We start from the raw sequence: 22170 nt of genomic DNA, 5'->3' as shown, positions 1-22170 counted from the left end.
GGCGGCCGGGTGCTCCGGACGCACGGGGTTCGCCGGACGCGCGGGGCTTTCAGGACGCGCGGGGTTCGCCGGACGCGCGGTCTGCGCAGGACGCGCCGACTGCTCCGGACCCACGGACTGCTCCGCTCCGGCGCGCGACTCGGGTCGGCGCGTCTGCGGGCGTTCGAGCCGCTGCTCGGAATGCGTCGGGCGAGCGGTCGGCGTCTGCCCGTGCTGCTCCGATGGGAGCTGTCGCCCCTGCTGCCCGTCCGAAGCCGGCTGCTCGGGTCGCCCGTGCCCGCCGCGCGCAGCCGAGCGTCGCGGGGTCCAGTCTGCGGTCGGTGCTCCGGCGGGCGAGATCTGCGGCCACTGCGCCGGCGACGTGCTCGAGGTCGCCGCATGCGGTGCGACATGCGAGCGAGCGGCGGGCGCGACGGGCCCCGCGCCGGGACCATCGACGGGTCCGGCCGCGGCGCGCCGCCCCGTGCGCGCGTCGGCGCGCGTCGGCGCGCGTTGCGGTGCCCGGCTCGCCTGAGCCGCCTGAGTCGGCTGGGCGCCCTGAGCCGGCTGAGCCGGCTGGGCCGCCTGGGCATCCCGGGCCGGCTGGACCGCCTGGGCCGGCGCCTGGGCGGACGACCCGGCGCTCGGTCGGAACGCCTGGCTCGGCGCCGGCGCGCCCTGGCCCTCCCCCGTGGCCTGTCGACGCCCGCGTGGACGCTGCTGCCCCGCGGCATCCGTCGCCGGCGCCGGAGGCGGGGCCTGCTGCACGGCACCGGCCGCGGCCCGCCAGTCAGGCTGGGAGGCGGCGATGCCGCCGATCCGCTCCGCTTCGCCGGGCTGGGCCGGCCGCGAGGGCAGCAGGTGCTCGAACGAACTACGCCCGGAGATGCCGACGGCCGAGTCGTCGACCCGACGGTCGACCGGCCCGGCCGGAGCGGAAGGCGACGCGGGTGATGCCGCGTGCGCTGACGAGCGTTCCCTGAGTTCGCGGCGCGTCAGCGGCCATTCGGACCGCAATCGGTCTGAGGTGCCTGGCGCTGAGTGGTCGGGCACGAGGGGGGACTCGGGCACGTGGGGGCTTTCGCTCGTTCGGAGGAGACGGGACGGGGTGATCGCGGGCGGTGCCGTCGGTCACGGTTCGGTAAAGCGTAACCGTTCGGGCGCCCGATCGCCACGCCCGCGCGGCGTGCCCGAACGGTTCAGGCGCCCGCCCCCTCGAGCACCTCGGTGAGTTGGTCGAAGACGGATGCCGCGGCGGCCACCAGCATCCGATCGCTCTCGTGCTCACCGCGGAGCCCGCCGACCCGGCCGCCCGCTTCGCGCACGATCAGTCCGCCGGCGGCGTGGTCCCAGGGGTTGAGGCCGGTCTCGTAGAACGCGTCGAGCCTGCCGGCCGCGACCGCACCCAGGTCGAGCGCGGCCGATCCGATGCGACGCAGGTCGCGGATCCGCGGCAGCACGTGCATGAGCACGTCGGCCTGGCTGCGCCGCCGCTCCAGCGAGTAGGCGAAGCCGGTCGCGACGAGGGCGCGGTCGAGCGCCACGTCCTGGTCGATCCGGAGCTCGCGGTCGCCGAGCCGCGCCCCTCCGCCGAGGCTCGCCTCGTACACCTCGCCCGACACGGGGTTGACCACGACCCCGGCGATCGCGTTCCAGTGCTCCGGGTCGGGCGGACCGTCGACGACGGCGATGCTCACCGACCACGCCGGGATGTCGTAGAGCAGGTTGACCGTGCCGTCGATGGGATCGACCACCCAGTTGAGGCCGCTCGTGCCGACATGCACGTCCTCCTCCTCGCCGAAGATCCCGTCGTCGGGGCGCGCGTCGAGGATCATCGCGCGGATGCGTTCCTCGGTGTCGCGGTCGACGGCGGTGACGATGTCGATCGGGGTGGACTTCGTCGCCGCGACGCTCACCCCGCGACGGCGCTGCTCCAGCGCGGTCGCGGAGACGGCGAGCGCGATGCGCCGTGCGGTCGCGAGCAGGTCGGCGGATGCCGCTGCGGCGGCGGTGTCGGTCATGGGCTCCACGCTACGCCCGGAGCGCTGCCTCGCTCACCCGGAGCGCCACGCCCTCGCGCTCCTCGGACTCGTACGCGGCTTCGACGACCGCCATCGTGTGCAGCACGTCGTCGACGGCAGTCGGGAGGCTCTGCACCGATCCTTCGACGAACCGCTGGACGGCGCCCATCGACCCGATGAACGCATCGGGGAACCACGAGCCCTCGAACGGCACGGGCACCCAGCCGCGCTCCTTCTCGGCGAGCAGGGCCACTTCGAGCCCGTCGGGCCCGCCGACCGGGTAGTCCAGCAGCAGGCCCATCTGTGCGCGGATCGCGCCCTTGGTGCCCTCCCACTTGATGAAGCTCTCCTCGTGCTCGGGCCCGTATGCGTGGTCGTGGTTCGTGCTCACGGTCACGCGGATCGGTCGGTCGCGGTAGCGCATCAGGATGAGCGTGCGCGTGTTCGCGACATCCGTCTTCATGGGGTGCCTCGTCGTGACGGCGCTCACCGAGTCGGGGTCGCCGAGGAACGAGCGGATCAGGTCGACGTAGTGCACCGAGTGCATGTTGATCTCGAGGCGTTCCAGCCCGAACACGTGCGGGAACAGGTGCCACGGCGTGTCCACCGACACGCGGATCTCGAGGTCGATCAGTTCGCCGATCGCGCCGTCGGCGATCAGGCGGCGCGCCTCGGCGACGTACGGGGCGAACCGCAGCTGCGTGTTCACGGCTGCGACGAGGCCCTTGCGGTGGCAGAGGTCGCGCAGTGCGACGCCCTGTTCGTAGGTCTGGCCGAGGGGCTTCTGGATCAGTACGGCTGCGCCGTCGGGCAGCTGTTCGAGGGTCTCGAGGTACTGCTCCGGCATGAGCGCGATGTCGTACACGGCGTCGGCGGGCGCTGCCGCGACGGCGTCGGCGACGGCTCCGAACACGTGCTCGATGCCGTACTCGTCGGCGAGCGCCCTGGCACGGGCGACGGTGCGGTTCACGAGGCCCCAGACCGGGTACCCGGCCTTCCGGTATGCCGGCAGGTGGGCGTCCTTCACGATCCCGCCCGTGCCGATGATCACGATCGGGCGCGGATTCCGCGGCGGTTCGAGCCGGTATGCGTCGGCCGGGTGGAACTCGGGCGGTTGCGGCAGCGCGGTCATCGAGGTCATCCCTTCACCGCGCCCACGGTCTGCCCGCGGATCAGGAAGCGCTGTGCGCCGAGGAACACCACGAGGAGCGGGATCATCGAGATGACCGTCGCGAGCGCCAGTTGCGGCATGTAGAGCTTCACGTCGAGGCCGGCGGCCACCGTCGCGTTGAAGAGCGGGCTGGCACCGATGAGTTCCTGGATGCCGATCGAGATCGTCTTGTTGTCCTGGTTCGAGGTGAGCAGGGCGAGGGGCAGGAAGAAGTTCGTCCAGTTCGCGACGAAGGAGAAGAACGCGATCAGTGCGACGACCTGCTTCGCGATGGGAAGCGCGACCTGGAAGAAGATCGCGACCTCGCCGAGCCCGTCGATGCGCGCAGCCTCGACGAGTTCGGGCGGCATGGTCGTCATGAAGTGGATGTAGCTGAGGTAGGTGCCGAACGGGAAGAACCCCATGATGACGGCGACGGGCCAGAGCTGGCCGACGGCCCCGATGGCGTTGACCTCGAGGAAGAGCGGGATGACGAGCACCGTGTTGGGCATGACCATCGCGAGCAGCGTGGCGAAGAGCCAGAACCGACGCGATCCGAAGCGCAGCCGCGCGAGCGCGTACCCCGCGGGCAGTGCTGCGACGAGCGCGAGCACCCCGCCGACCACGGCGATGATCAGCGAGTTCCCGATCCAGCGCAGGAAGACGCCGCCGCTGCCCGGCCCGAAGCCCATGAGCTGGCCCCAGCTGTAGACGACGTTCTCCCACGACATGCCGCCGAGGCCGAGGAAACCGTCGCCGCCGGCCTCGATGCCCTCCTGGCTGCGGAACGCCATGGCGACGAACCCGACGATGGGCAGGACGAAGAGAGCGGCGAACACGAGCATCACGGTGATGCGCGAGATGCGCCCGACGTTCCAGCTGCGCGACCCGACGACCTGGTGGGTCTCGTTCGAGGTGGTGGTCATCGGGCCTTCTCCTCATTCTCGCCGAAGAGCCCGCTTCGGAAGACGATCACGATGCCGATGGCGAGGGTGATGATCAGGAGGATGATCGACATCGCCGCGGCGGCCGGGAAGTTTCGGTTGGTGAATGCGAACGCGTATCCGAGCTGCGTGGGCGCCCATTCGCCGTCGATCGACCCCGAACTGATCTGGCGCATGAGGTACGGCTCGAGGAAGAGCTGGAAGCCGTAGGCGAGGTTCATGAGAGCGGCGTATCCGATCCACGGCCGGATCAGCGGCAGCTTGATGCGCCAGGCGAGCTGCCAGGCGTTGGCGCCGTCGAGTGCTGCGGCCTCGAAGATCTCGTCCGGGATGCCGTTGAGGCCGCCGTTCACGATCACGATCCAGGTTCCGAGCCCCTGGAAGAAGAGCATGGCCGTGAGGATGAGCGGCAGGTTCTCGGTGGTGACGACCTCCTTGAGGGTCGTCATGCCGAGGTCCTGCCAGAGGAAGGCGATGGGCGACTGCGAGGGGTTCAGCAGGTACACCCACAGCACGAAGTTCGCGATGCCGGCGAGTGCGCCGGGGATGTAGTAGACGAAGCGCATCGCGCCGCCGAAGCGGCCGGGGCTCGCGTGGATGAGCAGCGCCATGGCGACGATGCCGAGGATCATGACCGGCAGCCAGATGATCATGACCGTGAAGATGTTCACGAACGTGCCGAAGAAGCGGTAGTCGGTGACCACCGTGACGAACGACTCGAGGCCGCCGAACCCCGTCTGCGGGTTCACGAGCGTCGGCGCCTTCTGGAGGCTGATCCAGAACGCGTAGCCGATCGGGATGGCGGCCGCGACGGTGAACAGCAGCAGGTAGGGCGTCATGAGGATGAACGCGCCGCGTCGCTCGACCCGATGCGGGGCCCTGCGCTTGGCCGGCCTGCGTCCCGTTCCCGCGTCGGCGTCACGCCTGCGGGCGGCGCTCGTCCGGTCGGCCGTCTTCGACCTCTCGGCCCGAGTGGTCGCTGTCGTCATGTCGTCATCCTCTTCGATGCGGGAATGGCAGGGTGCGCCGCGGGGAGCCTGCCGGCTCCCCGCGGCGGGGCGTCACTGGACGGTGTAGCCGACCGACTCGGCCTGGTTGACGAGCTCCTCGCCGAACGCGTCGATCGCGTCGGGCATGGTGCCGCCGGAGATGAGCGTGGGGCTCACCTTCTCTGTCCAGACCGAACCCGTGTCGTACAGCATGTACGCGTACGGCTGCACGGCGCCCGCGGCATCCTTGAAGGCCTGCTGCACGGTGGGGATGTCGGCGAAGTAGGCGTCGGCCTCGATCTTGGCCAGCCACGCGTCCTGGACCGGGCCGTAGCCGGGCAGGCCGGTCGAGAGGTCGACCTGCCAGCGCGGGTCGGTGGCCACGAAGGTCGCGAACGTCAGCGTGTTCTCGAGCTGCTTGCCCGTGATGTGCGACGAGACGCCCCAGAGGCCGCCGCCCTCGTTGCCGGTCGACGGCGACGACTCGCCGTCCCACGCGAGCGGCGCGACGGCGCTCATCTCGCCGGCCGGGATCTTCCAGGTGTCGCGGAAGAGGTAGTTGCCCCACCACACGGCTCCCGGGCTCATGACCAGGTTGACGCCGGCCTCGGCCGCGTCGCCGTCGAAGATGCCCTGCGTCGAGAGCGCCCCGCCGTCGTACATCTTCGCGAGCAGCTCGGTGGCGCGCTCGCAGTTGGGGTCGGAGAGGTCGATGTGCGCCTCGGTCTCGGACACGCGGTCGTTGGTCGGGCAGTTCGCGCCCTGCAGGTAGCGGTTGATCGCGTAGGCGTCGCCGAGGAAGCCGCTGATCTTGCCCGGGTGCTCCGCTGCGATGGTCACGGCGAGGTCGGCGTACTCCTCCCACGTGGTGGGCAGCGTGTAGCCGTTGTCGTCGAAGAACTTCTTGTTGTACCAGAAGACGTCGGGCGCGGCGTCGTTGCGCAGGCACCGGATCTGGCCGTCGATCTCGCAGAACGAGAGCACCGCGGGGTCGTAGCCTTCGATGACCTCGGGCAGGAGGTCGGTGAGGTCTGCGGCGTAGTTGCTCGACGAGCTGGTGGCCCAGGCGATGTCGTCGTTCGACGGGAAGAAGATCGCGTCGGGCCAGCCCGAACCGGCCGAATCGAAGTTGGCGAAGGACTGCTTGACCGTCTTGCCGCCGACCGTGCCGTCGATCTGGACGACGTCGATCTCGATGTCGGGGTACGCCTCCTGGAAGGCCTCCGCCGCGGGGACGCGGGGCGGGTCGACCCAGACGGTGATCTTGCCGCCCGAGTCGGTCTGGGCGGTAGCCTCGGTGCCGCCTGCGGCGCACCCGGACAGGACGAGCGCGGCCGCGGCGATCGCCGCGATCCCTGCGCTCGCCGGGAGGAACCTCTTGGTCTTCATTGACACTCCTTGGGAGAGGTGGCGCTGACATCACGCCGTCGTGGTTGTCGTGGTCGGTCGGTGTCTGCTGGGCCCGGCCGTGAGTGCTCAAACGTTATACCAACACAATGCCTCGATGCAAACGTTTGAGCAAACTCTGGTGCGAGGTGAACCCAGCGCGGTCGATGGTACCGGAGATCTGATGAATATTGAACATCGATCTATGGAAGCCCGTTCGAGGCCCGGAAAATGGTCGAGAGATAGGACAAATCCTGCACGACGGGCCCGGGCGCACCGTCGCGCACCCGGGCCCGCACAGCAGGAATCAGAGCACGCGGTGGCGCTCCCACACCGCCCTGAGGGACTCGCCCGCGAGCAGCTCCGCGAGGACGGTCGACTCGCGCGCGGCACGCTCCCGGGCGAGGGCGAGAACGGATGCCTCGTGCTCGCGAGGCACGACGACCACGCCGTCGTCGTCGGCCATGAGCAGGTCGCCGGGACCGATCCGCACGCCGCCGAGGACGACGGCGACGTCATGGGCGATGACCCGCATGCGCGCCCGGTAGTCGATCGGCCGTCGCGAGGCCGAGAACGCGGGGAACCCGAGCGCGGCGATCCGGTCGGTGTCGCGCAGGTTGCCGTCCGTGACGACGCCCGATGCCCCCGACCCGAGTGCCGCGGCGCTGAACAACTCGCCCCAGAAGGCGGAGTCGTTGCTGCGGTCGGTCGCGACGACCACGACCTGGCCCCGGCCGATTCCGTCGATGAAGTCGATCGCGTCGCGGTACGGGTCGTCCGGGTCGTCCTCGAGCGCGGGCGCGAACCGCACCGTCCGGGCACGCCCGAACGCGCGGGCACCTGGCACGAGCGGGGCGAGCCGCTGCTCGAGCACCTGGTGCCGCAGGCCGACGGCATCGCAGGAATCGCTGAGGATCGCCGTCGACAGGCGCTCGTCGCCGGCGATGGGGGTGAAGCCGAGGTCAGCGGATGACATGACCACCTCCGGGCCGGAACGCGAAGCGTCGTTCGATCTCCTCCGTGAGCTGCACGCCGAGCCCGGGCGCGGTCGGCGCGCCGATGGTCCCGTCGGCGAAGTCCACCGGCTCGACCCTGAGGGCGTCTCGGAGCGGGTTGGGAAGGGTGCAGAACTCGAAGAGCTCGACCGACGGCTCTGCGAAGACGGTGTGGAGGTTGGCGGCGAAGGTCACGGCACTGCCCCACACGTGCGGCACGCAGTCGATCGAGGCCTCGCGCGCGAGTTCCGCGACGCGCGAGAAGGCGCGCGGCCCGCCGACGAACGTGACATCCGGCTGAACGATGTCGACGCCGCCGGCGGCGATGAGCTCGGCGAACTCGCGCACGGTGCCGTTGGACTCCACGCCCGAGATCGGAACGTCCACCGCGGCGCGCACTCGCGCGAACCCGGCGACGTCGTCCGCCTGGCACGGCTCCTCGTACCACCGCGCGCCCAGGGCGGCGGCGTGCCGCCCGACGCGAACGGCCGCCTCGACGGGCCACGGCGACGAGGCGCAGGCCTGTACGGCGTCGATGATGAAGCGACCACCGGCCGGGAGCCGGCCGACGACGTGATCGAGCAGGTCGACCGTGGTGTCCGGATCGCTCATCGCCCGGAACTTCACGGTCTCGAAGCCGGCGGCGAACTGGCCGGCGGCCCAGTCCGCCACCTCGTCGAACGTCGTCCCGAGTCCACCGCTGGCGTACGCCTCGATGCGGGGGCGCTTCGCGCCGCCGAGGATCTCGTGCGCCGGAACGCCCTCGCGCTTCGCGACGGCGTCGAGCACGGCCGTCTCGATGGCCCCCGCGACGCCGCTCAGGATGCCGCCGCGCGACCAGAACGCGGTGTAGGCGCGGAGGTGGTCGCCGACCTCGAGCGGCGACGCGAAGGGAACGTCGACGAGGTACGGGCGGAACGCCTCGACCGCGCCCGGGACCGCCGTGGCGGCCATGATGCCGGCGCCGGCCTCGCCGATGCCGAGCGTGCCGTCGGCGAGCTCGACCTCGACGAGCGCGGCGTCCCAGGAACGGATCGTGCCGCCCACCCAGACGAGTTCGTCTCCGGGGTCGTATCGGTGCGACAGCAGCACCGCTCTCACGTGACGGACGGTTGCGGACAGGTCGCTCATCGTCGAAGCGCTCCTCGTCGTTCGAAATCGGATGTTTGGGTGAGAACCTAGTCGCTCAAACGTTTGATCGCAAGAATTGATCAGATGAAACCGCTCTGTAGCCTGACCTCCCGGCCTAGGATTGCGCCATGTCCGAAGCTCCCGGGTCCGCCCGCTCCCAGACCGACGTCGTCATCCAGGGCATCAAGGACATGCTCACGCGCGGCGAGCTGCAGCCCGGCTCGCGACTGCCCATCGAGAAGGAACTCGCCGCCCTGCTCGGGGTCTCCCGCGGCTCGCTCCGCGAGGGCGTCCGCGCGCTCGCGACCCTCGGCGTGCTCGAGACCCGCCAGGGCGACGGCACCTACGTCACCGCGCTCGACCCGGCGGCGCTCCTGAGCCCGCTGGGCTTCCTCGCCGACCTGCAGCAACCCGCCCACGCGGCCGACCTGCTCGCCGTGCGGCGGGTGCTCGAGGCCGAGAGCGTGTCGCTCGCCGCGACGCGCATCACCGACGAACAGCTCACCGGCCTCGAGGCCATCCTCGCGCGCGTCGACCGCACGCTCGAGGACGAGGACGAGGACGCGCTGGACCTCGAGGAGTTCATCAACGCCGACACCGAGTTCCATCGCGCGATCGCCGCAGCGAGCGGAAACCCGCCGCTCGCTGCGCTCGTCGACGCCCTCGTCGGGCGCACCTTCCGCGCCCGCCTCTGGCGCGCGATCAGCAACCGCGGCTCCGTGCGCGAGGCGCAGCGCGAGCACCGGGCCATCCTCGACGAACTGGCACGCCGCGACCCCGGTCGCGCGAGCATCCGCATGTCGACGCACCTGCTCGGGGTCGAGCAGTTCAGCGCCGAGCACGCCGACGAGGATCCGGAAGCGACCTGACCGCCGGCTATGCCCCGGTCAGCACCCTCGGGCCGGCGACGGCCCGCTCCGCGGCATCCGCCCAGTACTCGCCGTCGGGGAACGCGAACCGCGCGACGGACGCCTCCCGCATCTCGGCGCTGTACCCCGGCTGCGACGGCATCGTGTAGTGACCGTGCTCGACGATGCACGGGTCGACGAAATGCTCGTGCAGGTGGTCGACGAACTCGGTGACCCGGTTCTCGAGCGTGCCCGAGACGCAGACGTAATCGAAGATCGACAGGTGCTGCACGAGCTCGCACAGCCCGACGCCACCGGCGTGCGGGCAGACGGGCACACCGAACTTCTGCGCCATGAGGTAGACCGCGAGGATCTCGTTGATGCTCGCGAGCCGAGCCGAGTCGAGCTGGCAGTAGTCGATCGCGCCCGCCTGGAACATCTGCTTGAAGAGCACGCGGTTCATCCCGTGCTCACCGGTGGCGACGCCGATCGGCGCGACCGCCTTCCGCACCGCCGCATGGCCGAGCACGTCATCCGGGCTCGTGGGCTCCTCGATCCACATCGGCTCGAACTCCGCGAGGCGGCCGACCCACTCGATGGCCTCCGGCACGTCCCAGACCTGGTTCGCGTCGATCATCAGGTTCGCGTCCCACCCGATCACCTCGCGGGCGATGCGCAGGCGACGGATGTCGTCCTCGACGTCCGAACCGACCTTGAGCTTCACGTGGCGGTAGCCCTCGTCGACCGCTTCCTGCAGCAGGCGACGCAGCTTCTCGTCGGAGTAGCCGAGCCAGCCGGCACTCGTGGTGTAGCAGGGGTACCCGCCGCGCGCCTCGAGGTCGGCGATGCGCGCCGCACGGGTGGGCGCCTGCTCGGCGAGGATCGCGATCGCCTCGTCGCGCGTGAGCGCATCGGAGAGATAGCGGAGGTCGGCGGCGTCGACGAGCTGCTCCGGCGTCATCTCGGAGAGCAGGCGCCAGAGCGGCTTCTTGGCGACGCGTGCCGCGAGATCCCACATGGCGTTCATGACGGCGGCCATCGCGAGGTGCACGACGCCCTTCTCCGGGCCCAGCCAGCGCAGCTGCGAATCGGACGACAGCTCGCGGTAGACACCGCCGAGGTCCGCGACGGCGTCCTCGACGGAGCGGCCGACGAGCGGGAGGCCGCGCTGACGCGCGGCCTCGACGCACAGGTCGTTCCCGCGACCGATCGTGAAGGTGAACCCGTACCCGCTGAGCTCGGGGTCGTCGGTCCGGATCACCACGTAGGCGGCGGAGTAGTCGCCGTCCTTGTTCATCGCGTCGGACCCGTCCATGCTCAGCGAGGTCGGGAACCGGACGTCGTACGCGGTGACGGCGGTGATGGTGGTCATGTCGTTGGACTTCCTTGATCTGGTGGCGTCGGCGAGGGCGCTTCATCGCGGGTCGGGACGGACGTGTGGTGTCGCGCGGGACCGGTCGCAGCCGACGGCGCGCAGGACACTCACTCTAGCGGATTCATTGGATGAATCCGAACACTTTTCTCGCACACAACGGCGCCATAGCCGCGAGGCCATGGATAGATCAGCTCTATCGGCGAGGCGGCGCCGTCGACTCGCGCACGACGAGTTCGGGCGCGGGCTCGCGCACCACGCGGTCCTCGAGCTCGCCGGTCTCGATCCGCCGCAGCACGTCCTCGACGGCACGTCGTCCGAGCTCCGCGAGGGGCATGCGGACGGTCGTGAGCGGGGGCCAGGCGTTGGCCGCCGTCCACGCGTCGTGCATCGCCACGATCGACAGGTCCTGGGGCACGCCGAGCCCGAGCCGCCGGGCCTCGAGCAGCGCGCCGTGGGCCGCGTTGACATTCGCCACCACGAGCGCGGTCGGCGGATCGTCGAGTCGGGCCAGGACCTCCATCGCCGCGCCGCCCTGCTTCGGCTCGTACCCGAGGCGCGTGACGACCTCCTCGGCGACCTCGATACCGCGGTCGGTCATCGCCGCCCGGAACCCGGCCTCGCGCCGCTGGCCCGAGTCGGATCGCGGGAGCCCACCCGCGAACGCGATCCGGCGGTGGCCGAGCTCGATGAGGTGCTCCGTCGCGATGCGGATGCCACGGGCATCCTCGAGCGTCACCGAGCCGACGTGGTCCGGATGGACCGAGTTGATGAAGACCAGCGGCAGCGGCGCTTCGAGCAGGACTCGAAGGTCCTCCGCCCGCATCGCATCGCCGACCTGCAGGAGCACGCCGTCGACGCGACCCTCTCCGATCAGCCGGGAGATGGTCTCCTCGCCGTCGGGCATGCCCTCGGTCCTCGCGATGAGGACCATGTTCCCCCGTTCGAGCGCCGCCTCTTCGACACCGCGCATCAGCTCGGCGAAGATCGCGTTCGTGACATCGGGCACGACGAGGCCGATCACATTGGTCCGAGCCGACTTCAATGCGCGCGCGGCGAAGTTCGGCCGGTAGCCGAGCTCTCGCGCGGATTCATGGATCCGCTGCCTCGTGGCCGCGCTCACTCGCGCGCTCGGCGCATCGCTCAGCACACGCGAGACCGCCGAGATCGAGACTCCCGCCCGGGCCGCGACATCGCTCAGTGTGGCCATGCGCTCAGTGTAGGGACTCGACCGCGACCCGGCGGTTCACGAGGTAGAGGTGCGTCAGGACGAGGGCGGTCTCGGCGCGCTGGTTCACGACCGTCACGAGTTCGTGCACGTACCCGAACTCACCCGGCCGCTTCACATGCTCGGACTTGTCGGTGATCTCCGCGGTGACGGTGATGGTGTCCCCGATGAAGACGGGGCGGATGAACCGGATGCGGTCGTAGCCGTAGCTCATCGCCTGCGGGTTGATGTCGCCCGCCGTCATACCGACCGCGACCGACAGGATGAGCGTGCCGTGCGCGATCCGCTGTCCCGCCGGCTGGGTGGCCATCCACTCGGCGTCCATGTGGTGCGGGAAGAAGTCGCCCGTCTGCCCCGCGTGCAGCACGATGTCGGCCTCCGTGATCGTGCGGCCGACGCTCCGCCTGCGCTCACCGACCTCGATGTCCTCGAACCAGCGGTCGATCGTCTGCATGTCAGTCCTCCAGGTGGCGCTCGGTCGCCTCGTCGAGGCGCCCGAGGAGTTCGTCGTCGGTGAGTCGCCCGGCGAGAGCGGCGGTGATGAGCGGCCCGATCTCGTTCTGCAGTTCGGGGTAGTCCGGATGCCGGGGTCGCACGTACGCGGACTCGAGCGTCGCCCGAGTACCGCGGAAGAAATCGAGCGTCTGCTCGTTGGTCCGGTCGGCGTCCCACGCCGCAGCGTTGCCCGGTTGCCCGCCGCCGTCGAAGTAGACCCCTTCCTGCACCTCGGCGGAATCGAGCCAGAACGCGTGCGCGATCGCCGCATCCGGATGCCGCGTTCGCGCCGACACCGCGATGCCGGCACCGCCGAGCAGCGAGCCCCGGACCCCTGCCGATCCGGCAGGGATGTCGGTGTAGGCGAGGCGATGCTCGCGGAAGCCCGCACGCGAGTAGTTCGTGTACCCGAACAGCAGCGGGCTGTATGCGTACCGGTCGCCCTCGGCGAGCCGGTCGGCGACCTCGATCGGGTTGAGCCCGAGGTTGTCCTCGGGCGTCGAGGCCGCGAGCCGTCGCATGATCCCGAGCGCCTCGAGCGCGGCATCCCGCGGGAGGAAGACGCCCCGATCGCGCATCGGATCGGTCCCATGGCTGGCCGCGATCGTGACGAGGCTCGAGAACGCGTCGACGGGCTTGGCCGGCCAGAGCACACGACCCGCGGCCGCGAGCGCGAGCACCTCGTCCCAGGTCCGCGGAGGCTCGTCGAGCAGGTCGGGTCGCCATGCGGCGACCTGGGCCGCGGCATCCGTCGCCAGACCCCACTGCCGGCCCCGGTGCCGGTACGACGCATGCGACGCACCCACCGACTGGCTCGCGAGCACCGCGAGCTCGTCGTCGTGCCCCTGGCCGTCGAGCGGGAGCAGGAGGCCGCGCTCGGCCGCGAACGGGATGTGCGGATGGTCGATGACGAGCAGGTCGTACTCCTCGACGAGCTCGTCGAGCCCCTGGTCGCCGAAGGCGAGCAGGGAACGGTACTCCCACGCCACCTCCACGTCGGGAGCCACGGCACGGTACGCACGCGCCGCGGCAGCGACGCTGCCGTACCCGCGCTCGTGCTCCCAGGTGATCCCGCGCAGCACGATCGTCATGCGGTCACCTCCACGGGCGGGAACTCGGCACGGATGCGAGCGTCGTCCTCCCCGAGTCGCGGCGCGGCCTTCGGGCTCGTGAGCACCTCGCCATCGATGCGGATGGGGCCGCGCGTCGTCGACAGGGTCGCGTCGCCGCGGCGCACCTGCTGCGTCATCCGGATGGCGGCGAAGCCGTCCGACTCGAGGAGTTCGTCGAGGGTCAGCACCGGCGCGCACCACACGTCGGCCGAGTCGAGGATGTCGAGCCACGACTGCGTCGTCCCGCCCGCGAATCGAGCCGCGAGCACGGCCTCGATCTCCTCCTGCCGGTCCCAGGCCTCCTGCGGGTCGACCATGGCCGCGAGCTCGGGCAGGTCGAGCAGTTCGCCGATCGTCGGGATGGGATTCATGGCGAGCGCGAGGTGGCCGTCGGAGGTCGGATACGTGCCGTACGGCGCCGCAAGGAACGCATGGGCGGAATGCGGGCCGCCTCGCCGCACATCGATGGTGTCGTCGTTGAGCCGGGTGCTGAGCAGCTCGAACTGCAGGTCGAGCATGGCCTCGAGCAGGCTCGACTCGGCGTGCCCGCCCTCGCCCGTGCGGAAGCGCCGCACGAGCAGTGCGGTGACGCCCTGCGCGATGTGGCAGCTGAGCAGGTGGTCGGCGATCGAGAGACCGACCGGAACCGGGCCGTCGTCGTGGCCGCCGTTCAGCCACGGCAGGCCGGAGATGGACTGCGCGAGCAGGTCCTGGCCCGGGCGGTCGCGCCACGGCCCGTCCGTTCCGTATCCGGTGGCGCTCGCGTAGACGATCGACGGGTTGATCTCGCGGACCGACTCGTAGTCCAGGCCGATCCGCTCCATCACGCCGGGGCGGAAGTTCTGGATGACGACATCGGCCCGGGCCACGAGCTGCCGCACGTAGGCGAGGTCGACGGGCGACTTGAGGTCGGCCGTGATCGACTCCTTGTTGCGATTCATCGCGTGGAAGGAGACCGTGTCGCCGTCGGCGGTCCGACCGGCGAACGCGAGGGTCCGCCCGATGTCGCCGGTTCCGGGACGCTCGACCTTGATGACCCGCGCACCGAGATCAGCCAGGCGCATCGCTGCGACCGGGCCGGCCAGGAACTGGCTGAAGTCCAGGACGAGGATGCCGTCGAGTGGGCGTGGCTTCGGTGCGTTCATGCAATCGCCTTCGATGATGGGAATGGTCAAACGTTTGTTCGCTCAATCGTTTGATCATCGTAGTCGCCGACACGGATGCAGCGCAAGCCGCGGAGCGACCGTGAAGCGGCGAAACGGGAGAGACGCCGGCACGGGAGGAGCCCGCACGAGAGCAGCGCCGGAAACGAGTGCGGCGCCGGGCACATGAGCCGCGCCCGGAGCGAGAAAGCCCCGGAACGAGAGAAGCCCCGGCGAACCGGGGCTTCACGATGGTGGCGAGTGAGGGATTCGAACCCCCGAATGCAATGCAGTCTGATTTACAGTCAGATCCCTTTGGCCGCTTGGGTAACTCGCCGTACGCCCGACCACGTTCTGCACATGACCGGGGGCCACACAAGAATACCCGCACGGGGCCGCTCGGCGAAATCGACGCCCGCGGATCAGAGCCGCTGGATCGGCACCGTGTCGTTCGGGCCGAGTTCGTCGGTTCTCCCCGTGTCTCCCGCTCCGCTCCCGGTCGGCGCGATGGCCCCTGTGGAGCGGGTGGAGCGGGCGCCATCGCCGGTTCCGGCGGCCTGCGGCATCCCCGCCTGGCGGTTCACCGGACCGCGGAGCCCGGCCCGGGAGATGACGCGCTGGATGGTCAGGTCGCGTTCGTTCGGCGCCCCGACGTACCGGATCTGGTTCAGCCCCTGGTTCTGCGCGGCCGACTCGAACACGAAGTGGCCGTAGCCGAAGATGCGTCCGACGACCGGGCGGTGCACCGAGATGTCGAGGATTCGCGCGAGCGGCATCGTCGCGATGTGCTGCGTGAGGATGCCGTGCACGCGGAACACGCGCATGTTGGTGATGACGAAGCGATCCATCTGCGCCTGCAGGATGCGCCACAGCGACCACACGGCGAGGCACAGCGCGAGCACGGCGGGCAGCCACCACACGGCTTCCGGCACGATGAACGAGAACATCAGCAACGGCACGGATGCCACGAGCAGGAGGACCGGCTTGACGATCGCCGCCCAGTGCTTGGCCACCTCGTCGACGACCACCTCACCCTCGTCGGCGATGAGGAACTGCTCGACGTGGGGGTCGAAGATGCTCCGCGCCCTCGCACTCACGGGTCGCTCCACTCAGGATGCGAGCGAGGTGAAGAACGTTCCGACGGACTCGACGGCGCCCCAGACGGCGGCGACCGCGCCCTGGACCGCGCTCGCGGCATCTTCGGGGCGGGTGATCGTGTAGAACAGGGCGAACCCGATCACGACCGCCAATGCGATGCGCTTGACCCACTTCACGGCGAACGTTCCCTTCGACTCGTCAGGTGGGCAAGCCAGGCCCCCGAAAGGCCCGCCCCGGACCCGCTCATGTCTACCGCACGCCGGGCACGGTCGCGAACACGCCACTCCGACGGCGATAGGATCGGCTGCGCTCGCCCGAACCCGGGCGGCGGGCTCTGGGGCGGTGGACATGGTCGGCATCGACGAGGTGGCGAAGCTCGCGGGCGTGTCGACCGCGACCGTCTCCCGCGCGTTGAGCGGGCGGGGCCACGTCTCCCCCGCGTCCAAGGCCAAGGTCGAGGATGCCGCGGCGCGCCTGGGCTACGTGGTGTCATCGAACGCATCGGGGCTGGCATCCGGTCGCACCCGCAATGTCGGCGTCGTGATCCCCTTCCTCAACCGCTGGTACTTCTCCTCGGTGCTCGAGGGCGCGCAGCAGGCGCTGCTGCGCAACGGCTACGACCTGACGCTGTACAACCTCGCCGGAGACGGGCGCGAGCGATCGAGCGTGTTCGAGCACTTCCTCCTCCGCCAGCGCGTCGATGCGGTCGTCGCGGTCTCGCTCGAGCTGACCGAGCACGAGGTGCAGCGGCTCCACGATCTGGGCAAGCCGCTCGTGGGGGTCGGCGGTCCGATCCCGGGGGTCCGCACGCTCACGATCGACGACGTCGCGGTCGCCCGGCTCGCGACCGAGCACCTGCTCGCGCTCGGCCACCGTCGCATCGCGCACATCGGCGGCGACCTCGAGTTCGACCTCGACTTCCACCTGCCGACGAACCGGCGGCTCGGATACGAGGCCGCGCTGCGGGATGCGGGCGTCGACCCCGAACCGCGGATGTTCGCGCCCGCCGATTTCACGATCGCCGGCGGCTACCAGGCGGCGAAGCAGCTCCTCGGCGTGCCGCACGCGCGCCCGACGGCGATCTTCGCCGCATCGGACGAGATGGCGATGGGCTCGATCCTGGCCGCGCGCGACCTGGGCATGGTGATGCCGCGCGACGTGTCGATCATCGGCATCGACGACCACGACCTCGCGGAGTTCTTCGGTCTCTCGACGGTCGCGCAGTTCCCGCGAGGGCAGGGCGAGCACGCGGTCGAGATCCTCATGGAGCAGCTCGAGCCGGGAACGGATGCCGCGCAGCCCGCGGCCACCCCGTTGCCGTTCGAGCTGCGCGTGCGTTCCTCCACCGCGGTCCCGCCCGCCTGACCGCGGGCACCCAACTCCCCCGCTGCGGCGCGCGGAGCGCGCACGCCGCGCCCCGCGCGCATCAGATCGCGGCTGAGACGAGCAGCGTCACGCCCGCACCGGCGCTCAGGGCGAGCGCGGCGCGCGACACGACGTGGATCGGCAGGCGCCGAACCCACGTCCATCCGACGAGCAGCCCGATGCCCGCGAGGCCCGCCATGATCGCGGCCAGTTGCAGGTCGACCAGGTCGGGCGGCACCGCGATCGCAGTGGTCACGAGCGAGATGGGTCCCATGATGAGAAACGCCGCCGCGGTGTTCCCGCGAAGCTGGTCGGGCCGTTCGGGCCGGTAGGCCACGGCGAGCGGCGGTCCCGAGATCGACGCGATCGAGTTCAGCCCGCCGGCGAGCACGCCCGCGGTGAGCAGCGTCGTGCGGTTCTGCGGCACGCGCAGCCCGAAGAGGCTGATGAGGCATGCGGCGATCACGACGAGTCCGATGCCGATCCGGACGGCCGCGACATCCGCGTTCACGAGCACGAGGGTGCCCAGGATCGCCCCGGGGACGGATGCCGCCACGATCGGCGCCACGACGCGCCAGTCGAACCCCGAACGGTTGGCCCACAGGGTCGTCACCGTCACCACGATGCCCGCGGCGAGCAGCGAGAACGGGCTGCGCCCCGGGGCGGCGAGCATGAGCGCGGGCGCGGCGATGAGTGCGAACCCGAACCCGGTGGCGGATTGCGCGACGGCGGCGGTCATCACGGCGACCGCGAACGCGGCCGCCCCGAACGGGTCGCTCATCGCGCGCGCGTGCGCGGGATGCGACGGTTCGGGTGCACCGCATCATGCTAGGTCATCCACGCGCGGACGCGGCATCCGCCCCTTCGCACCCCCTCGCTAGACTGGCTCGCATGGCTGATTCGACGTTCGACATCGTGAGCAAGGTCGACAAGATGGAGGCGGAGAACGCCGTCAACCAGGCCCGGAAGGAGGTCGAGCAGCGCTACGACTTCAAGGGCGTGGGCGCGTCGGTCGAGTGGTCGGGCGAGAAGATCCTGCTGAAGGCCTCGACCGACGAGCGCGTGAAGGCGGTGCTCGACGTGGTGCAGTCGAAGTTCATCAAGCGCGGCATCTCGCTGAAGTCGCTCGACGCGGGCGAGCCCTACCCGTCGGGCAAGGAGTTCCGCATCGAGATCGGCCTGAAGAACGGCATCGACCAGGAGCATGCGAAGAAGATCGGCAAGCTGATCCGCGACGAGGCCCCGAAGACGGTGAAGTCGCAGATCCAGGGCGACGAGCTGCGCGTCTCGTCGAAGAGCCGCGACGACCTGCAGGAGACGATCCGCCTGCTCAAGGCCGCCGACCTCGACGTCGACCTCCAGTTCGTCAACTTCCGCTGACGCACGGTCTGGCTGCGGCTCTCGCGGCCCGACTCACGGCGCCGCGCTCAGGGGTTCCGCGCTCACGGCTCCGCGTAGGAATCCGGTTCCGCTCCCATCCGACGTGAACGGCCGCGCGCGTATGAACCCCGTGTCCTCAAACTGACGACTGATGTACTCTCGAATTGACGATCGGAACGTATCCGATCTGTAGGCTCTGATGCCCTCGAATTGGCGAACCGCACGCGCCGGCCAGAAGGCGAACCAGACACGACCGAGGAGTCGAGAGCAGAGGAAACGGCATGGACTACGCACCGCGGCACGTCGACGCAGAACTCGACTCCGCCCTGCGGCGCGCGGGGGCCGTCCTCATCGAGGGGCCGAAGGCGTGCGGGAAGACCGCGACCGCGCTGCAGCGAGCCGCGAGCGTGAGTCACGTCGACACCGACCCCGGTGTGGCGCAGTTGATGGAGATCGACCCTGCGCTCGTGCTGGACGGCGCAGCGCCTCGGCTGCTCGACGAATGGCAGTGGCAGCCTCGACTCTGGGACTCGGTCCGCCGCGCGGTCGACGAACGGCATGCACCGGGCCAGTTCATCCTCACCGGGTCGTCCGCTCCCTCCGTGAACGCGACGCGGCACTCCGGTGCCGGGCGTTTCGCGCGCCTGCGGATGCGCACGATGACGCTCGTCGAGACCGGGCACTCGACCGGCGTCGTCTCATTCGCCGGGCTCATCGCCGACGATCCGCCGCGAGCGGCTGCCCAGGACCTCGGCTACCTGCCGCTGCTCGAACGCATCGCCCGTGGCGGATGGCCGGCGTTCCAGGATCTCACGATCGAGGATGCCCTCGCGAACCTGCGCGACTACGTCCAGGCCGTGGCCGAGGTCGACGTGCAGCTCGCCGATGGCGTTGCACGCGACCCGATCCGGGTCCGGCGGCTCCTCGCCGCGCTCGCGCGATCGACGGCGACCGAGGCGTCGATCTCGACGCTCGCCCGCGACGAGGCCTCCCTCTCACGCGATGCGGTTCGCGCCTATCTCGCCGCGCTCGAGCGGATCTTCGTGGTGGAGGACCAACCGGCGTGGTCGGCACATCTTCGATCGTCGGCCACGCTCCGCAAGGAGCCGAAGCGGCACTTCTGCGACCCGGCCCTCGCCGTCGCGCTCCTGCGCGCAGATCCCTCAGCGCTCCGGAACGATGCCGCCTTCGCAGGCCAGTTGTTCGAGTCGCTGGTCGTGCACGAGCTGCGCATCTACGCACAGCAGCACGGCGGGTCGGTCTTCCACGCGCGCGACTCCGCGGGCCGGGAGGTGGACGCCATCGTGCAGGGTCCCGACTCGACATGGCACGCATTCGAGGTGAAGCTGGGCTCCGCAGACGAGGTGGTCGAGCGGGCCGCTGCGGGGCTGCTGCGATTCGCCGCGGTCGCTGCCCGCGGCGAGTCGAGACCGACGCTCACCGTCATCACGGGCAGCGGCCCGTCGTACCGCCGGAGCGATGGGGTCAATGTCGTCGCGGTGTCGGCCCTCGGCCCGTGATCACCGCCTCGGCCCGTACCCCTCGAGCCAACGCGTGACCGCCTCGTAGGCAGCCGCACGCGCGGGCTCGCGCGACAGGAACACGTCGTGCAGCGCCCCGTCGATGCGGGCGACCGTGACGGCCTGCCCGAGCCGGACCGCCTGCCGGGCGATGTCGTCGACGACGAGCACGATGTCGGAGGAGAGCATCGCGTCATCCCAGACGGCCTGCAGCACCGACCGCTGCGACAGCAGCGTGAGCACGGGCGCGCCGACGTCGACGCCCGCGGAGATCGTCGCGTGCCCGCGCAGGATTCCCGCGAGCCAGGCCGGGTGCGTGCGGAATCCGCGGTCGGGCCGCCAGGCGTGGTCGTACTCCCACTCGCCGTCCTGCTCCTTCGCGACCGAGCGCGTGTAGAACCCGAGGTCGACGTTCGGCAGCGCCCCCATCGGGTCGAGCCGGGCCCGGAACCCGAGCATCGGCTGGATCGCCTGCCGTCCGATGCCGCTGAGCTGGAACTCGAGCCACGGACTGTTGAGCACGAGCGCGTCGACGCGCCCGCGGTTGCGGGCGGCCCAGAGTGAGAGCGTGAGTCCGCCGGTCGAGTGCCCGAACAGGATGAGGGGCCGAGCGGATGCCTCCGGCCCACCCTCGCGCGCGATGACGGCGAGCGCGGCCTCGAGGTCCTCGTCGTACGTGCCGAGGTCGATCGTGTACCCGGGCGTCTGCCATTCGCGCAGGCTGCGGCCGTACTTGCGCAGGTCGAGCGCGTAGAACCGCGCCCCCGCGTCGCTCCAGAACCGCGCGAGCTCGGGATTGAAGAAGTAGTCGCTCCAGCCGTGGACGTAGAGCACGTCGCATCCGGATGCCGCGCCGCGCGGAGTCGGCTCGGGTTCGGGCTCGGGCTCGCGTTCCCACGGCCACCGCCAGCGGCGCCGACGTTCCGTGCCCGCTACGTGCTCCGCGCCATCCAGGCGGGCCGGCGCGCTCGCGCCGCCGCCCACGTACCTGACGAGCGTCGCGACGACCTCGCCCTCGTCGTCGTCCTCCAACGGAAGCGCGAGCTGTTCGAATTCGGGCCCGAGCACGTCGGGCTGCCAGCCGACCGCCTCCGCCATGCCGAAACCCCCTCGGGGGTCAGCCTATTGGGGCTTGCGAGGTGATCAGCTGAACGCACCGATGATGCCGACGACCGCCGGAAAGAGCAGGACGATGAAGAGCACGGGAAGGATCGCGAAGACGAGCGGGAAGACGACCTTGATGGGCACCTTCATCGCCGATTCCTCGGCTCGCTGTCGGCGCTTGATCCTCATTTCACCGGCCTGCACGCGGAGCACGTCGGCGATTGCGATGCCGTACCGGTCCGCCTGTTGGATGGCCCGCACGAAGCGCTTGAGGTCCGTGCAGTCGGTGCGGGCGAGCAGCGCCGCGTAGGCGTCATACCGCGATCGTCCGATGCTGATGTCCTGGAGCGTCCTGATCAGTTCCTCGGAGAGCGGGCCGCGCCCGCCCTGCGCGGTGCGAGCCATCGAGGCCTCGAATCCCAGACCGGCCTCAACCGCGATGGTCATCTGGTCGAGCGTGTCGGGGAGTGCGAGCAGGATGGCGGTCTGTCGATCGTCGGCTCGACTGCTGAGCATGATCTCCGGCGCGAAGAAGATCAGGACTCCGAACGCGATGCCGATGATGCGGGGGAGCAATTCCGCGCTGAGCGCCACAGCCCCGATGATGATGAGCACCGCAACGATCGAGACGATGAGGCGGACGATCAGGAAGCCCCCGACGGTCCACGATGTGGCCCTTCCCGCATAGATGATCTTGCGCTGCACCCAGCCCGTGTAGCCCGAAGGCATGACCGTTGCGAGGGTCTCCGAGAAGGTGTTGCGCTCGACGCGTTTGCGTTCATCCTCGGACGACGGAGCCACCGCTGCGACGACGTCCGCCTTGACCGGAATCGTGGTGAACACGATGAAGACGAGGGCGCCGATCGACAGGGTGACGGCGGCGATGGCGAGGTACGGGATCCACATGCTGC

Annotated in this window: 21 protein-coding genes and 1 tRNA gene; 4 read left to right on the top strand and 18 right to left on the bottom strand. The window is 70.2% G+C overall.

Annotated features, from left to right (window positions below; translation table 11 throughout):
* Nucleotides 1-1178: 1178 nt before the first annotated feature.
* From DSM26151_RS01920 to DSM26151_RS01890, 7 genes are all read right to left on the bottom strand, one after another.
* Nucleotides 1179-2000 carry an inositol monophosphatase family protein gene (locus DSM26151_RS01920; RefSeq protein ID WP_234660743.1) on the bottom strand — a complete coding sequence of 274 codons (822 nt, stop codon included), beginning with the start codon at nt 1998-2000 and terminating at the stop codon, nt 1179-1181.
* Between the two features lie 10 nt (nt 2001-2010).
* Nucleotides 2011-3132, bottom strand: a complete 1122-nt coding sequence (locus tag DSM26151_RS01915) for a Gfo/Idh/MocA family protein (protein WP_234660742.1) — start codon at nt 3130-3132, stop codon at nt 2011-2013.
* A gap of 5 nt (nt 3133-3137) precedes the next feature.
* Nucleotides 3138-4076 (bottom strand): carbohydrate ABC transporter permease, encoded by a 939-nt coding sequence (locus DSM26151_RS01910; RefSeq protein ID WP_234660741.1) that lies wholly within the window; start codon nt 4074-4076, stop codon nt 3138-3140.
* Nucleotides 4073-5083 (bottom strand): carbohydrate ABC transporter permease, encoded by a 1011-nt coding sequence (locus tag DSM26151_RS01905; RefSeq protein ID WP_234660740.1) that lies wholly within the window; start codon nt 5081-5083, stop codon nt 4073-4075. The genes DSM26151_RS01910 and DSM26151_RS01905 overlap by 4 nt, the downstream gene beginning before the upstream one ends.
* 72 nt (nt 5084-5155) lie before the next feature.
* Nucleotides 5156-6472, bottom strand: a complete 1317-nt coding sequence (locus tag DSM26151_RS01900; protein ID WP_234660739.1) for an ABC transporter substrate-binding protein — start codon at nt 6470-6472, stop codon at nt 5156-5158.
* Nucleotides 6473-6776: 304 nt separating this feature from the next.
* Complete coding sequence (locus DSM26151_RS01895) at nt 6777-7445, bottom strand: RraA family protein (RefSeq protein ID WP_234660738.1); 669 nt, start codon at nt 7443-7445, stop codon at nt 6777-6779.
* Entirely contained in the window at nt 7432-8595 is a 1164-nt protein-coding gene (locus DSM26151_RS01890) for a mandelate racemase/muconate lactonizing enzyme family protein (RefSeq protein ID WP_234660737.1), read from the bottom strand. Before DSM26151_RS01890 ends, DSM26151_RS01895 begins: the two co-directional genes overlap by 14 nt.
* Nucleotides 8596-8723: 128 nt before the next feature.
* Here DSM26151_RS01890 and DSM26151_RS01885 point away from each other — a divergent pair, with 128 nt between their 5' ends.
* The gene (locus DSM26151_RS01885) at nt 8724-9464 is read left to right on the top strand and encodes a FadR/GntR family transcriptional regulator (protein WP_234660736.1); all 741 of its coding nucleotides are present in this window, start codon (nt 8724-8726) and stop codon (nt 9462-9464) included.
* A gap of 7 nt (nt 9465-9471) precedes the next feature.
* Here DSM26151_RS01885 and DSM26151_RS01880 read toward each other — a convergent pair whose 3' ends face one another.
* The 8 genes from DSM26151_RS01880 to DSM26151_RS01845 all read right to left on the bottom strand — a co-directional run bounded on the left by DSM26151_RS01880 (nt 9472) and on the right by DSM26151_RS01845 (nt 16066).
* On the bottom strand, nt 9472-10815 hold the full coding sequence (locus DSM26151_RS01880) for an L-fuconate dehydratase (RefSeq protein WP_234660735.1): 1344 nt from the start codon (nt 10813-10815) through the stop codon (nt 9472-9474).
* Nucleotides 10816-11011: 196 nt separating this feature from the next.
* Entirely contained in the window at nt 11012-12025 is a 1014-nt protein-coding gene (locus DSM26151_RS01875; protein WP_234660734.1) for a LacI family DNA-binding transcriptional regulator, read from the bottom strand.
* Nucleotides 12026-12029: 4 nt separating this feature from the next.
* Nucleotides 12030-12497 carry a MaoC/PaaZ C-terminal domain-containing protein gene (locus DSM26151_RS01870; RefSeq protein ID WP_234660733.1) on the bottom strand — a complete coding sequence of 156 codons (468 nt, stop codon included), beginning with the start codon at nt 12495-12497 and terminating at the stop codon, nt 12030-12032.
* Between the two features lies 1 nt (nt 12498).
* On the bottom strand, nt 12499-13629 hold the full coding sequence (locus tag DSM26151_RS01865; protein WP_234660732.1) for an extracellular solute-binding protein: 1131 nt from the start codon (nt 13627-13629) through the stop codon (nt 12499-12501).
* A complete protein-coding gene (locus tag DSM26151_RS01860; protein WP_234660731.1) occupies nt 13626-14795 on the bottom strand; it encodes a CaiB/BaiF CoA transferase family protein in 1170 nt (389 codons plus the stop codon). The genes DSM26151_RS01865 and DSM26151_RS01860 overlap by 4 nt, the downstream gene beginning before the upstream one ends.
* Before the next feature lie 249 nt (nt 14796-15044).
* Nucleotides 15045-15129: transfer RNA gene (locus tag DSM26151_RS01855), tRNA-Tyr, on the bottom strand.
* An 85-nt stretch (nt 15130-15214) separates the two neighbouring features.
* Entirely contained in the window at nt 15215-15889 is a 675-nt protein-coding gene (locus DSM26151_RS01850) for a PH domain-containing protein (protein ID WP_234660730.1), read from the bottom strand.
* Between the two features lie 12 nt (nt 15890-15901).
* Nucleotides 15902-16066, bottom strand: a complete 165-nt coding sequence (locus tag DSM26151_RS01845; protein WP_234660729.1) for a hypothetical protein — start codon at nt 16064-16066, stop codon at nt 15902-15904.
* A 172-nt stretch (nt 16067-16238) separates the two neighbouring features.
* Between DSM26151_RS01845 and DSM26151_RS01840 the strand changes: the two genes are divergently transcribed.
* Entirely contained in the window at nt 16239-17255 is a 1017-nt protein-coding gene (locus DSM26151_RS01840; protein ID WP_234660728.1) for a LacI family DNA-binding transcriptional regulator, read from the top strand.
* Between the two features lie 61 nt (nt 17256-17316).
* Here DSM26151_RS01840 and DSM26151_RS01835 read toward each other — a convergent pair whose 3' ends face one another.
* Nucleotides 17317-18036: a sulfite exporter TauE/SafE family protein gene (locus DSM26151_RS01835; protein ID WP_234660727.1), complete on the bottom strand. Its 720-nt coding sequence runs from the start codon at nt 18034-18036 to the stop codon at nt 17317-17319.
* 110 nt (nt 18037-18146) lie between these two features.
* Here DSM26151_RS01835 and DSM26151_RS01830 point away from each other — a divergent pair, with 110 nt between their 5' ends.
* Nucleotides 18147-18635 carry a YajQ family cyclic di-GMP-binding protein gene (locus DSM26151_RS01830; RefSeq protein ID WP_129233407.1) on the top strand — a complete coding sequence of 163 codons (489 nt, stop codon included), beginning with the start codon at nt 18147-18149 and terminating at the stop codon, nt 18633-18635.
* 281 nt (nt 18636-18916) lie between these two features.
* Nucleotides 18917-20155, top strand: a complete 1239-nt coding sequence (locus tag DSM26151_RS01825; protein ID WP_234660726.1) for an ATP-binding protein — start codon at nt 18917-18919, stop codon at nt 20153-20155.
* On the opposite strand, the gene DSM26151_RS01820 is transcribed toward DSM26151_RS01825, so the two are convergent.
* Nucleotides 20156-21253, bottom strand: a complete 1098-nt coding sequence (locus DSM26151_RS01820; protein ID WP_234660725.1) for an alpha/beta hydrolase — start codon at nt 21251-21253, stop codon at nt 20156-20158. It abuts the gene before it with no gap.
* Between the two features lie 45 nt (nt 21254-21298).
* Nucleotides 21299-22165 carry a type II secretion system F family protein gene (locus tag DSM26151_RS01815; protein ID WP_234660724.1) on the bottom strand — a complete coding sequence of 289 codons (867 nt, stop codon included), beginning with the start codon at nt 22163-22165 and terminating at the stop codon, nt 21299-21301.
* Between the last annotated feature and the right edge of the window lie 5 nt (nt 22166-22170).

The sequence above is a fragment of the Agromyces marinus genome (assembly GCF_021442325.1).
Taxonomy (GTDB): domain Bacteria; phylum Actinomycetota; class Actinomycetes; order Actinomycetales; family Microbacteriaceae; genus Agromyces; species Agromyces marinus.
Note: the sequence above shows the minus strand (reverse complement) of the source record. Positions and strands in the feature narration are given on the sequence as shown.

Coding starts and splice junctions, on each gene's coding strand:
- DSM26151_RS01840 (WP_234660728.1), top strand. CDS start 16,239: ATGGTCGGCATCGACGAGGTGGCGAAGCTCGCGGGCGTGTCGACCGCG.
- DSM26151_RS01890 (WP_234660737.1), bottom strand. CDS start 8,595: ATGAGCGACCTGTCCGCAACCGTCCGTCACGTGAGAGCGGTGCTGCTG.
- DSM26151_RS01900 (WP_234660739.1), bottom strand. CDS start 6,472: ATGAAGACCAAGAGGTTCCTCCCGGCGAGCGCAGGGATCGCGGCGATC.
- DSM26151_RS01825 (WP_234660726.1), top strand. CDS start 18,917: ATGGACTACGCACCGCGGCACGTCGACGCAGAACTCGACTCCGCCCTG.
- DSM26151_RS01860 (WP_234660731.1), bottom strand. CDS start 14,795: ATGAACGCACCGAAGCCACGCCCACTCGACGGCATCCTCGTCCTGGAC.
- DSM26151_RS01905 (WP_234660740.1), bottom strand. CDS start 5,083: ATGACGACAGCGACCACTCGGGCCGAGAGGTCGAAGACGGCCGACCGG.
- DSM26151_RS01870 (WP_234660733.1), bottom strand. CDS start 12,497: ATGCAGACGATCGACCGCTGGTTCGAGGACATCGAGGTCGGTGAGCGC.
- DSM26151_RS01880 (WP_234660735.1), bottom strand. CDS start 10,815: ATGACCACCATCACCGCCGTCACCGCGTACGACGTCCGGTTCCCGACC.
- DSM26151_RS01830 (WP_129233407.1), top strand. CDS start 18,147: ATGGCTGATTCGACGTTCGACATCGTGAGCAAGGTCGACAAGATGGAG.
- DSM26151_RS01895 (WP_234660738.1), bottom strand. CDS start 7,445: ATGTCATCCGCTGACCTCGGCTTCACCCCCATCGCCGGCGACGAGCGC.
- DSM26151_RS01920 (WP_234660743.1), bottom strand. CDS start 2,000: ATGACCGACACCGCCGCCGCAGCGGCATCCGCCGACCTGCTCGCGACC.
- DSM26151_RS01875 (WP_234660734.1), bottom strand. CDS start 12,025: ATGGCCACACTGAGCGATGTCGCGGCCCGGGCGGGAGTCTCGATCTCG.
- DSM26151_RS01865 (WP_234660732.1), bottom strand. CDS start 13,629: ATGACGATCGTGCTGCGCGGGATCACCTGGGAGCACGAGCGCGGGTAC.
- DSM26151_RS01835 (WP_234660727.1), bottom strand. CDS start 18,036: ATGAGCGACCCGTTCGGGGCGGCCGCGTTCGCGGTCGCCGTGATGACC.
- DSM26151_RS01915 (WP_234660742.1), bottom strand. CDS start 3,132: ATGACCGCGCTGCCGCAACCGCCCGAGTTCCACCCGGCCGACGCATAC.
- DSM26151_RS01815 (WP_234660724.1), bottom strand. CDS start 22,165: ATGTGGATCCCGTACCTCGCCATCGCCGCCGTCACCCTGTCGATCGGC.
- DSM26151_RS01910 (WP_234660741.1), bottom strand. CDS start 4,076: ATGACCACCACCTCGAACGAGACCCACCAGGTCGTCGGGTCGCGCAGC.
- DSM26151_RS01885 (WP_234660736.1), top strand. CDS start 8,724: ATGTCCGAAGCTCCCGGGTCCGCCCGCTCCCAGACCGACGTCGTCATC.
- DSM26151_RS01820 (WP_234660725.1), bottom strand. CDS start 21,253: ATGGCGGAGGCGGTCGGCTGGCAGCCCGACGTGCTCGGGCCCGAATTC.